Source organism: Algorimicrobium algoritergicola (assembly GCF_008086165.1).
Taxonomy (GTDB): domain Bacteria; phylum Bacteroidota; class Bacteroidia; order Flavobacteriales; family Flavobacteriaceae; genus Algorimicrobium; species Algorimicrobium algoritergicola.
Genome location: NZ_VSKL01000010.1, coordinates 1 through 11,174 on the forward strand (window position 1 = coordinate 1; position 11,174 = coordinate 11,174).

At 29.5% G+C, this 11,174-nt stretch carries 11 protein-coding genes; 2 read left to right on the top strand and 9 right to left on the bottom strand.

Going from position 1 to position 11,174, the window contains the following annotated elements:
• The first annotated feature begins 321 nt into the window (after positions 1–321).
• A complete protein-coding gene (locus ES675_RS15985) occupies positions 322–645 on the top strand; it encodes a hypothetical protein (protein ID WP_066256867.1) in 324 nt (107 codons plus the stop codon).
• A 333-nt stretch (positions 646–978) separates the two neighbouring features.
• Here ES675_RS15985 and ES675_RS15990 read toward each other — a convergent pair whose 3' ends face one another.
• The 5 genes from ES675_RS15990 to ES675_RS16010 form a co-directional block, all read right to left on the bottom strand.
• A complete protein-coding gene (locus ES675_RS15990; RefSeq protein WP_148367562.1) occupies positions 979–1,737 on the bottom strand; it encodes a carboxypeptidase-like regulatory domain-containing protein in 759 nt (252 codons plus the stop codon).
• 834 nt (positions 1,738–2,571) lie between these two features.
• Positions 2,572–4,014 carry a toll/interleukin-1 receptor domain-containing protein gene (locus ES675_RS15995; protein ID WP_066256876.1) on the bottom strand — a complete coding sequence of 481 codons (1,443 nt, stop codon included), beginning with the start codon at positions 4,012–4,014 and terminating at the stop codon, positions 2,572–2,574.
• A 315-nt stretch (positions 4,015–4,329) separates the two neighbouring features.
• Positions 4,330–4,614 (bottom strand): hypothetical protein, encoded by a 285-nt coding sequence (locus ES675_RS16000; RefSeq protein ID WP_066256882.1) that lies wholly within the window; start codon positions 4,612–4,614, stop codon positions 4,330–4,332.
• 585 nt (positions 4,615–5,199) lie between these two features.
• On the bottom strand, positions 5,200–5,616 hold the full coding sequence (locus ES675_RS16005; RefSeq protein ID WP_066256887.1) for a hypothetical protein: 417 nt from the start codon (positions 5,614–5,616) through the stop codon (positions 5,200–5,202).
• 122 nt (positions 5,617–5,738) lie between these two features.
• Positions 5,739–7,679, bottom strand: a complete 1,941-nt coding sequence (locus ES675_RS16010) for a hypothetical protein (protein ID WP_066256890.1) — start codon at positions 7,677–7,679, stop codon at positions 5,739–5,741.
• 238 nt (positions 7,680–7,917) lie between these two features.
• Between ES675_RS16010 and ES675_RS16485 the strand changes: the two genes are divergently transcribed.
• A complete protein-coding gene (locus tag ES675_RS16485) occupies positions 7,918–8,094 on the top strand; it encodes a hypothetical protein (RefSeq protein WP_157448697.1) in 177 nt (58 codons plus the stop codon).
• Here the strand turns inward: ES675_RS16485 and ES675_RS16565 are convergent.
• The 4 genes from ES675_RS16565 to ES675_RS16030 form a co-directional block, all read right to left on the bottom strand.
• Positions 8,062–8,292: a hypothetical protein gene (locus ES675_RS16565; protein ID WP_066256895.1), complete on the bottom strand. Its 231-nt coding sequence runs from the start codon at positions 8,290–8,292 to the stop codon at positions 8,062–8,064. The two genes, ES675_RS16485 and ES675_RS16565, sit on opposite strands and share 33 nt — an antisense overlap.
• A gap of 3 nt (positions 8,293–8,295) precedes the next feature.
• Positions 8,296–9,015 carry an SHOCT domain-containing protein gene (locus ES675_RS16020; RefSeq protein ID WP_066256897.1) on the bottom strand — a complete coding sequence of 240 codons (720 nt, stop codon included), beginning with the start codon at positions 9,013–9,015 and terminating at the stop codon, positions 8,296–8,298.
• Between the two features lie 195 nt (positions 9,016–9,210).
• On the bottom strand, positions 9,211–9,489 hold the full coding sequence (locus tag ES675_RS16025) for a hypothetical protein (protein ID WP_157448698.1): 279 nt from the start codon (positions 9,487–9,489) through the stop codon (positions 9,211–9,213).
• 549 nt (positions 9,490–10,038) lie between these two features.
• A complete protein-coding gene (locus ES675_RS16030; protein WP_066256903.1) occupies positions 10,039–10,938 on the bottom strand; it encodes a DMT family transporter in 900 nt (299 codons plus the stop codon).
• Positions 10,939–11,174 lie beyond the last annotated feature (236 nt).

The following is an 11,174-nucleotide window of genomic DNA, read 5'->3' on the forward strand; positions in this document are numbered from 1 at the left end:
CAATGTCGATTTTTGTTTGTACTTGAATCGATTTTTTAGAATCAACGCAACTGGATAAAATTACAAAAGTCAATATAAAAGGGAATATTTTCATTTTTTGCGTTCTGTTTTTAGCTTGTTGCCAACGTGTTTGTATATGAAAAGTAAAGGTTTTATAAATTACTTTTTCGAACGTTGTGATTGTTTGTTTTTGTGTGCCGACTTTAGGCTTGGCACTTTAGCCTTTATTTTTTATATACGGTGTTGTACACTGTACTTTTATTTTTCGTTCTGTTTGTCATTCCGAATTAGTTTTCTAATTTAGTCAGAAAATATTTAATTATGACTGATAAAGAAATATTAGAAGTAGAAAAAGATAAATTCAAAGATTATTTTAATTCCGTCCTACAAGACTTTTCAGAGTATTTAGATGAGCTTTCGTCAGAGGACTACAAAGAGTCCGAAGTCAAAAATGAGATAGAACTTAAAAAAGTCAGATTGGTTAAATATATAGATAAAAATTTTCCTTCACAAGAGCCTAAAATTATCAATGGTGTTGTTGTTCAACATCCTAACAATGTTGTGAATTTTAATCTTAATCAAACATTTTCTCAAATGTGTAGTGAATTTGAAAATTTACATAATGACTACGTTGAGAATCTTTAGGGTCATAATTTTTTATCATATATTCGGTTCCTTTTAATATCTTTAGGTGATATTCCACTATCTCTGTTTCAGACATTTTTCCTTCTCTAATAGCTTGTGCAATATGCATTTCAAAATTACTTAATAACTTTGGTGTAATATTTTTATTAATCTCCTCGTCTGTCGGTTGTTTCACGTTCTGTTTGGTATTGTGTACAACGTGTTTGTGTATGATTAGTTGCGTGGTTAAGCAACTAATTTAGTAAACTTTGACGTACCTGAGAATATTCCGAAGGAATATTCCAGATGAGCACTTACAAAGCAATTAATTATACACGGTGTTGGCAACAGTATTTATTCAGTTACTATTTTGAAATATTTCATATTATGTGTAATTAATTCTCCAATTTCTACTTTTTCTCCATTGTATGTTGCTTGTTCATTTTCACAAACATTGTTACTCACTTTTAAAATCAAATTAAAGCCACCTTTTTTTTTATCTTTTTCAATGATTTTTCCTGATATTAAACATCCATAATCGACATTGTTTGTGTAGGCGGACCAAGTTTGAGTCGGAACTTTTACAATATCTCCGATTTTAAGTTCTTTAAACTTTGTTTTAATCTGTTTCTTGGTCAATTTATCTTGTCGACGAATTTTGTCAAGTTCTGGGAAGTATGGTTCAAAATTTCGGTTCACACAAGGTCTTTCGGTTTTAAAAAGTCCTTTTTGGAACGCTTGAGAGTGTAATTCGGGTAATTTTTCAAATTCTTTTTTGCGAAGTCTGTCAACTTTTTTGGGTGATATAAAATCGTAGGTAGAAGCCAAAAAATGTATTATTTCTAAATTTTCACATTCCTTTGGAACTGTAACTTCTGCCCATTCATAACCAACTCCAGCAAAAATTAATGTATCCGTTTCTTTTTGTAATTCAATTCGGAAATATCCTTTCAAGTCAGACTGTCCGATTTCGGTAGTATCTTTGTCAAAGATTGTTATTCCTATAGCAGTTTCCATAAATTGGTCGACAATTCTACCGTTTAAAGTCCGTTGTCCAAATGCGGAAAAAACGCATAAAAAGAATGATATGAAAAATGTTGTTTTAAATCTCAATATTTTCGGTTTTCATATTGTTGCCAACGTTTATGTATAAGAATAGTTGCGGGTTTGTATGCGAGGATTTTCCGAAGGAAAATCAGACGTTACAAACACGCAACGACCTTTGATTAAGCACTAAACCGCAATTATTTTTATACGGTGTTAGCCACAGTTTTTATTTGTTTTTCATTTCCCTCAAGAATATTATAAGTCCAATTGTCGAAAGGATTATATTCGAAAATTTAACCCTAAATTCTACATTCGGTATATCGCTCCTTCCCGGTGAAATATTATTAAGATAATCACTATAACCTTTTTCAATTCCGATTATTCCAATCGTCAAAATAATTATAATAGGTATTAATTGATATAAATAACGAATTTTGATATTCCCATTTTTCAGATACCTATTGTAGAGAAACAATAAAAGCCCTATCGATAAAAATCCAATTATTAAATAGGCTAAAATCAAATGTGAGACTCTATCTATTTCAAATTTCAGATCTATCCAAGAGAATAGACGAGCAAACAATTCAATGGATCTAGAAAATATCAAATAACAGAGTATTCCAACAATAGCAGTTAAAAGTGTTTTCGATTGATTCATTAGGTTTTTGAATTCGCGGTTAGTTTTTCATATTGTGGCTAACGTGTTTGTATATGGCTCGTAGCGTGTAAATTAGCGATTATTTTTCGGATTGAGCACAAGCCAGATTTTTAAATTTTACTATTTATCTTTTTATTGGAAATCGTCAAATTTAAAAATTTGGCGACTTCGCAAATATGCCTTAACTTTGTTTAAGCAACTAATTAGCTATGAGCTATATACGTTGTTGTAGCCAGTTATTTTTATCTTAATGTTCCAACTTTGTCTTTGTCAATTATTCTATAAATAGGCACAACAGAATCAAATGAGCCACTATAACGTAATGAATTATTACTGTTATCTTTTTCTTCTAATTTTGTTAGTTTTTCTTTTAATTCATCAACAGTATTTACTCCGAAAACTACTTTTATTTTATCGAAATATCTTTTTGAAGCAAGTCTTTCGAATAAATCCATTCGTCCTCTTGTGTAATAGATATATGTAATTGGAAACCATCTTTTGTTATTCATATCAGCTATGTAGTGACAAAGTAAATCAGCTTGGACAAAAGATTCTTTAGAATAATTTTCGGGTATTCTTTTTATCATTAAATCTGACATTGGACTATGAAACTGTTTTGAGTAAGTTTCTTTATAATAATGGTCAATAGCGTCAATATAATTGTAGAACTCTGCAAATTCAGAAGGTTCTTTCGAGTAATTATATCTGTCGTGAATAAAGTAATTTGAATAAAATATTTCTTCAATTAGCTTATAATTTCTGTTTTTTAAACAAACCAATATTAAATAAAGAAACAATTCGTGAATTATGAATTTGAAATTTGCAAAATCAACATCTGACCAACTACCTCTATCGTCTAGAGGTTGTTTATAACGAGGAAGTTTTTCAAGAAATTCAATTAATATATCAACGTCAAAATCTAGTTCGGGAACAGTTAATTTTTCTAAAAATGTTATGTATTCATCTCGTAAAGGTGTAAAAAGATTAAGATTGTCTATTATTTCTTTTCCAATTATTTTATAATCTCTTGAGCTAAATGTAATACTGTAATCTTTTAGGTTGTCGTAAAACTTATCAAAAAAATCACGAGCCATTGAATTAAGGCTATTTGGCGATTGTGCCAATTTTTTGTCAAAACTTCTTAATAAAATTGATGTTTTATGATTCATTGGTGTTTCTTCAAACAAGAAACTAGGTGCTTTTCCAAGTTTTGGCTTATTATAAACAGGTCTTTTATATAGATTTCTTAAAAGAGATTCATAACTTTTTTCAAAATGCTCATCTTCAGAAAAGTCAATATATATTCTGCTTTTTAAAAAGGTTGGTATAAATGCTTCATTGCTATCGTCACGTTGTCTAACAATAGGAACAAATTTTTCTTGTGAAACATTCTTGTAAATTTCTGGGCTTATTATTTGTGTTTCTGTTCCGACACCACCTTTTCTAGAATTGGCTTTTGAGGAATATTTCTCGTCTAAAATGATTAATACTTTGTCAATATCAGAAGAATTAACCATTGATTCCATAAAGTCGAACATATCGTGTCCTTCTTTTAAATCCCATTTATCAATTTTTACTTCAATTCCATCAGATACAAGTCTTTCTGCTAAATTTATTACCCAATCTTCGTGATTTGGACTAGACCAACTATATGATATAAAAATTTTAGGATTCGTTTCGTTCATTCTTTTCGTGATGTTTGTTTTAATTGGCTACAACGTTTATGTATAAGATTAGGTGTGTGGTTAGACACCTAATTTAGCAAATAAACACTAACTAGAAAATCCGCATTGATTTTCGTAAGTAAGCGAGAACTAGCACTTAATTTTATATGGTGTTACCACACGTTTTTTTAATCAGATTATTAATTTTAAAATCAAATATTATGTCAAAATCAAATAAAGATATTAAACTGTCAAAAGAGATTGAAGAAATGGATAGAATTGATGTTTTTATGTCTAAAATACTTGAATTAGACATAAAAACAATAATGTCTGGGGCTAAAGCATTGATTCATATATTTCCAATGTTGAAGGAAAATTGAATCCGTAAATATATTTTTTATTATACATTTTAAAAAGAAAATCAATGTCTTTGCTATTTAAGTCGAAATCTTTCTTAATAGCGTTTACTTCATTTTTGAAGTATTCGTTTTCTTCTGCGTATTTCATTCTAGCAATTAAATCAGCAGGTTCGTTTCCAGAATTAAATTCAGGTAAAATATCCGAATGTTTTTTTACTAATTCATTTAACTTTTTATCTAGTGATTTTAAATTTTCATTCATAATGTTTGAATTTAGACGATATGTTTTTTAAATGTGTGGTAACGGTCTGTGTATAGAAAGTGCGGGTTTGCGTCCGAGGATTTTCCGCAGGAAAATCGGAAGGTAGCAAACGCACACTTTCGTTTGTGTTAGGTACTAAAATAAGCATTTTTTATACACCATGTTACCTACAGTAGTTTTTCAATTTTTCTGACTTAAAATTCTGAAAAAAACGAAACTTTAAACTGGGCAATAAATGGCTATTTAAAACGAAGTGTAAACGTGCTAAAAATCGGCGTAATATTCCGTAACAGTGGCAGGTCGGAAATCATAAAGATTAACGCAACAGTGATAAATCGAAAGTGTAAAATGTTTGTTCAATCAAAAGTTTTATCCGTTTGAGTGCGATCAGATTTGCCGTTTAGTTTTGCGTAAGAATGGTGAATTTTTATGGCGTTACGCTATTGTAGGTAACGGTTTCGTGTATGAAAAGTGCGGGTTTGTGTCAGAGGATTTTCGAAACGAAAATCGGAAGAAAGCAAACACGCACTTTCCTTTTGGTTAAGCACCAAAATAAGCATTTTTTATACACAGTGTTGGCAATAGTTATTTTTTCAGATATTTCTTCACGAATTTAAGTTCCGATTTATTGTCAATTTGGGAATTCGAAAGGCAAACACTCGTCTGTAATTTTCCGTTTTCATCAATTTTTCCAAAAACTAAATACTTTTTGTTTTTTTCGAAGTAATAGTCGCAATTAGTTCTCACGTCTTTTTCCTCAATCAGCTTCTTATTCAGTAACATTTTTTTTCCACGATAAATCTTTATGCTTTCAAATTTTCCGTTTCCGATATAATTCCCGTAAAAAATTATTGTTGCATATTCAAAACTTGCTTCTAATTTTAATTCTTTATGACTTTTCCCATCAACAACTGCATAAGTTATGCATTCACACGCAAATGAGTTGAAAGAAATCAACATCGTTGTCAGTAGTAATATTTTCTTTAGAAACTGGTTTTTCATAATTATTGCCAACGTGTTTGTATAAGATTAGTTGCGTGTTTTAAGCACTAAAGTTAGCAAATAAATCACAGATAGAAAGTCCGCGAGGACTTTCGTAAGTAGGCTAGAACTAGCAATTAATTTTATACGGTGTTGGCACCAGTTTTTTGTTCAGTTTCATATAAATTCAAATCGTCTTTAATTTTATAGATGATAAGGATTATTAATTTCAATAATATTTGATAATCGTTTTGTTGTTCATCTTCCGAACTGCTGTTTGTTCCGTGCAAATATTTATTTCGTAAATCCATTCCATTCGAAAATTCTTTTTTATTTAGATAATAGTTTAAATATTTTCTTTCCTCAATGGTAAATAATGTGTTCTCGAATTTTACCATTCCCTTTTTTTCCATTTCTAAAATTTCATTTCTGATTTGCTCGGAATAGTGCCAAAAATTTAGAACATCCTCATAATGTAATTTCCCAATAACAAAAACTAATTCTTGGTTCTTAATTCTCAAAAACCCGTCTTTATCTTTGTACAAATAATTATTTGAAATTAAATAGTCAATATCTCCTTTTTGATAATCTTGAAAATCTTCATAACCAATATTTTCGTTTGTTAATAATTGATAAAATGAGCGATACTTTTCTTTAAAAGGCTCAATATAGTAGAGCATAGATGAATTTGAAAAGAAATAATAATTTAGCCTTAAATATTCTTCTCCTTGACCATAAACATATTTCTTATTTAGTTTACTTTTTACTTTGCTTAAATGTAATTGAGAGGAACTAATTTTAATCAAGTCAAAATCTATGAAACCTTCTTCAACGTAGCATTGATATTGTTTTATTAGGAACTCTAATTCAGGTGCTATAAATCTAATTTTCTCTAATGGCGAAGCATTTTCAGAAGCGAATGAAATAGTTAATCCTTTAATTTCGAACCTTTCATTCAAGACTTCATTAACTTGATGTGATAAAACATTCTCAAGATTTATTTTGTTTTCTTGTAAGTAATGAAGATATAACGCTAATTGAATATGTGACAATAAGCTTTTACCGTGAAATTTAAAACTTATCAAGTATTCGTTTTTAGAACGCATAAAAACTCGTTCAAGTGATTCAATTTCGTGATTTTTACTCACTAATTCTATACAACCTTGTTCATTGATATATCTAAAAAGGTAAGAGAAGTTCCGAAAAATGTTTTCATTAGATTTTGTGGCATTCAGCCACTTTTCGGAATAGGAATGTGTTAACTGACCATTTTTATTTTCTAATTTGAAAGGTTCATCTTGGTCTTTTGATAGTGAACCTTGTACTCTTTGAGAAGTACCAGCTTCTCTTTTAAAAAAATCATCATTCTGCTTTTTCTCTAATCTTTTTGCCTTTAATTTAATCTTGTCTGATAATTTTAAGGTTCTTGAATTGACAACTAGTTTAACGTAATTTAAATTAGCGTTAGGTAAATCTAGATAATTTAAAATCATAGATTCCTTATCGGAATCTTTTAATTTTGCTGGAAAGAATAATTTTGGTTTTTCAGATAAGATATGGTCTTCTTCGAACTGGGAAAGCAATAATTCTGCTGACTCTGTAGAATCCATAAGGAAGTCACTAATAATCCTAGAAAAATGATTTACTATATTTTTTTGCTTTAGCAATTGTCTTATGTGAAATCTGTTATTTTTTAGTATTTCTTTTAGGCTATCTGATGAGATTTTTTTGTGAATGCTTAATTGACTTATTAAAGTCCAAAATGAATCATAATATTGATAGTCAGTTGAATTAAAGTGAGTTGAAATATTTTCGCTATTTATTTTAAGGAAAAAAGAAGTTATTGTTTCCCAAAAGGAATTAACGGTTTTTAAATAATTCTCTTTTGTTTCTTCACTCCAAACACTACGATAGAGTTCATTGTCAAAATAAAGTTTAATTTGATATAATTCTAGAATGTCGTTTATATCATAGAGATTTTTAGAATCGAATTTTTCAATTAAAGATTCAGCATTTTGTAGGTTTCTATCTTTTGATAAATCTTGTATTGAATAAAAAACTACTCGATTTATATCTCTTTTCATTGTCGGATTTCGGTTTCGGGTGATTTTGGTCAAATTGGTGCCAACGGTTTTGTATATGAAAAGTAAAGGTTTAATATTCAGTACTTTTCGGACGTTGTGATTGTTTGTTTTTGTGTGCCGACTTTAGGCTCGACACTTTAGCCTTTATTTTTTATATACGTTGTTGTGTGTAGTGTTTTTTATTTCCGTTACTGTTTTATTCCAATTTATTTTCTAAATTTAGTCAAAATATATAATTATGACTGAAGTACAAACTCGAAAATTGTTTGAAGTGTTAAAAACACAAAAAGAAGTATTAAAACATGTTAGAAATAACTTACCTTTAAATGCACCTTCCGAACAAACTTATTTTAATAATCTTTTAGATGATTTGGATAAATCATTAGTAGGCTTTAAGGAAGCTTTCGAACTTTGAGTTAAGTTTAAAGTACATCCAATCTTGGTTTGTTTTAATGTGTTTAAGTTCTTCTAATAGTCCTTTTGATTTTTCGGTGTTTTTTAATCTCAAAAATGCACAGAAAAGGTCGTATTCCCAATTTGGTTTTTCATTAAAGTTTTCAGGGTTCTTTTCTACGGCTTCTGTCCAATCTTTTGGTATCCACTTATATTTCATTTTTTATATTTCATTTTTTATTTTGGTGCAAATAACTTCATTTGAATTAATTTTGATTTTAAGTTTTTGGTTTTTAATTTCAATTAGAATGATTATTTGACTTGAATCTTTTAATTTCATTAAATAACCCCCATTTTTATATAACCAAGAACCTGATGTAATTTTTCTATTATCTATTTTATGTATAAAAAATCCAGTAAGCCAAAATTCAAATGTTTCATTTTTGTTTGCCCAAATACCTATTAAATCTCTTGGCTTAATAGTTGAAACTATAGGTTTAGCTTTATACTTTAAATTGTTGGTATTTAATTTTAATAATTCCACTTTTTCATCAAACTCATCGTTGGATAATATTCCTTGTTTATTTAAATTAATTAGTGACTTGTATTCATTGGTCTTTTTAACATCATAAAGTTTGTTTTCATTTTCTATGGTTTTTATTTTATCCTCATACTCTTCTTCCGATAGTATTTCTGCATCTTTCAATTGTTTTAATTTATCTATGCTCTTAATGTTGTTGTTCTGTTTATATCCAATTATAAAATCGCTTTTCTTGTTGTAGAAATGCATTATAATAGCTAAAACCCATTGCAACGGTAAAAACAGAATGCAAACAAGTAATATTGTTTTTTGAGCTTTGCTAAAATTCTCTGATTTCCAAATGTATATTGAAGAAACAGTTCCTAAACCAACTATTGCACCAATTAAAATCCTTTCATCCATTTTAAATAATTTTCCTAAATTTAGTTATATTTAACAAACATTAAAATATTGATTATGAAAAAAGAATATCACAGTTCAAATACTAAAGAAGTATATCATAACAATACCAAATGTACAGAAGGTAATAATATTGAAAAGATATATTATAAATTGGGTAAAGGATATGGCAGAAGGCTTTGTAAAAATTGCATAGAGTTAAATCGCAAAGGTTAATTCGTTATAAGGGTCTGTCCAATTTTCTCCAATTTCTATATCTTGTTCGTCATAAATTGGGTCTTTGCAATATACTCTTCTAGCATCTAATATTGGAAAATCAAGAATTTCAAAAAGCTCATAAACTTTTATTAAATCAAATTCCTTTCCTTCAAACAGTACTTTTGGTTCAAATCGTGATTGATTATCAGGTTCAAACCACTGTATGACTGTGTAACCCTCTTTTCTTAATATTTCAACTGCTTTTTCAATTAATGTCATTGCGTTTTTTACATTACACACAACGGTAAGTGTATGAAATGGGCGAGTTTGCGTCCGAGGATTTTCCGCAGGAAAATCGGAAGGTGGCAAACGCACATTTACACTTGATTAGGGACTAAAGTAAGCATTTTTTATACACTATGTTGGCAACCGTTTATTTTTTAAAAACCAAACGGTTGGATTGGGTGTGAAGCCAGTCGGCAGTTTAAAATCGATTTTTTAGTTTTATTAAAGCGACAGAATTGAGCGCAACAGTGGTAAATCGGAAGTGCGTTATGTTCCGTAACAGTGATAAATCGGAAGAATAGAGTGAGATCTTTTTTTAGAAATTTTTGCGGTACAGCAATGGTTGCCAACGGTCTTGTATATGGCTCGTAGCGTGTAAATTAGCGATAACTATTCGGTTAAGCACGAGCCGAATTTTTTAATTTTCTTATTACCTTTTTTTCAATAAGCCAAATTAAAAAATTTGGCGGACTTGCAAATATGCCTTTACTTCGATTAAGCAACTCATTAGCTATGAGCTATATACGTTGTTGGGCGCAGTTTTTATTCTTTTTCCAATGATTTATTTTTCTTTTCTCTAATGAGATATACACTAATCAAAATTAATAATCCACCGATTGCATACCAAACTGTAAATTTCTCTTTGTCCAAAACGCCCCAAATTACCGCAACGACTGGTAATAAAAGTGAAATAGTACTTACAAAAACTGCAGAGGTATCTTGAACAAGCTTGAAAAACAAAAACATTACCAAAGTAGTGCTAATGACGGTTAGAAAGACTAAATAGCCTAGAGCCGTTAAAGTTTCATTTTGGCTGTAATCAATGTCTGTAAAAAAACCTGAAAAACTTAAAATTAAAAGAGACGGCACCATCCAAATAGTGTAAATACCTGTTGATATATCTGTCGATTTTATGTGATGTAATTTTTTTTCAATAATGAGTGCGGCAACGGCATAAAGTGCCGAACCTATAACCAATAAAACCGTATAATAAAGATGATTTTCGCCATTTCCTGAATTGGAAGAGTAAACTAAAATGATCGCACCTATAAATCCAATTATTGCTCCAGCATATTGAATAACTTTATTTCTGATTCCAAACAGAATTGCTCCTAAAACGAGTGTGAATATTGGGTCTAATGCATTTATGATGCCTGCCAATGAGCTACTTACGCCTTGTTGTGCAATAGGAAAAATAAAGACCACTAAAAAGTTACCGAATAATCCTGATAGAGCAATCCAAAAAACATCCTTTTTTGACATTCTTTTCAAAGCTGGGAATCCAATAAATGACAAAAGCAAGCCTGACAATCCTGCCCTAAAAGCTCCGATTTGATATGGGTCAAATACTGGTAGTAATTTTTTTATGAGTATAAAAGAAGAACCCCAGATTATAGCAATAAAGATGAGTAGAAAATATTTATTTTGAATGAATTGCCTCATAAAGTGTCTATATTTTTTTTAATTCGACAAATTTAATCTTTCGATTTGTATATAATCATTCAATCAAGTTTTTTTTCATTGACTTTCATTGGTTTTTTAAATTGCGCCCAACGTATGTGTATGTGTAATGGTGTGTATATATCTATTATATCTACACCTACAAATCTAATGGATTTTTAATAGAATCAAAACTACTTTTAGCAACATGGGTATAAATTTCTGTCGTTTTTGTTGAA

Coding starts and splice junctions, on each gene's coding strand:
- ES675_RS16020 (WP_066256897.1), bottom strand. CDS start 9,015: ATGGATGAAAGGATTTTAATTGGTGCAATAGTTGGTTTAGGAACTGTT.
- ES675_RS15995 (WP_066256876.1), bottom strand. CDS start 4,014: ATGAACGAAACGAATCCTAAAATTTTTATATCATATAGTTGGTCTAGT.
- ES675_RS15985 (WP_066256867.1), top strand. CDS start 322: ATGACTGATAAAGAAATATTAGAAGTAGAAAAAGATAAATTCAAAGAT.
- ES675_RS16485 (WP_157448697.1), top strand. CDS start 7,918: ATGACTGAAGTACAAACTCGAAAATTGTTTGAAGTGTTAAAAACACAA.
- ES675_RS16025 (WP_157448698.1), bottom strand. CDS start 9,489: ATGACATTAATTGAAAAAGCAGTTGAAATATTAAGAAAAGAGGGTTAC.
- ES675_RS16030 (WP_066256903.1), bottom strand. CDS start 10,938: ATGAGGCAATTCATTCAAAATAAATATTTTCTACTCATCTTTATTGCT.
- ES675_RS16565 (WP_066256895.1), bottom strand. CDS start 8,292: ATGAAATATAAGTGGATACCAAAAGATTGGACAGAAGCCGTAGAAAAG.
- ES675_RS16000 (WP_066256882.1), bottom strand. CDS start 4,614: ATGAATGAAAATTTAAAATCACTAGATAAAAAGTTAAATGAATTAGTA.
- ES675_RS16010 (WP_066256890.1), bottom strand. CDS start 7,679: ATGAAAAGAGATATAAATCGAGTAGTTTTTTATTCAATACAAGATTTA.
- ES675_RS16005 (WP_066256887.1), bottom strand. CDS start 5,616: ATGAAAAACCAGTTTCTAAAGAAAATATTACTACTGACAACGATGTTG.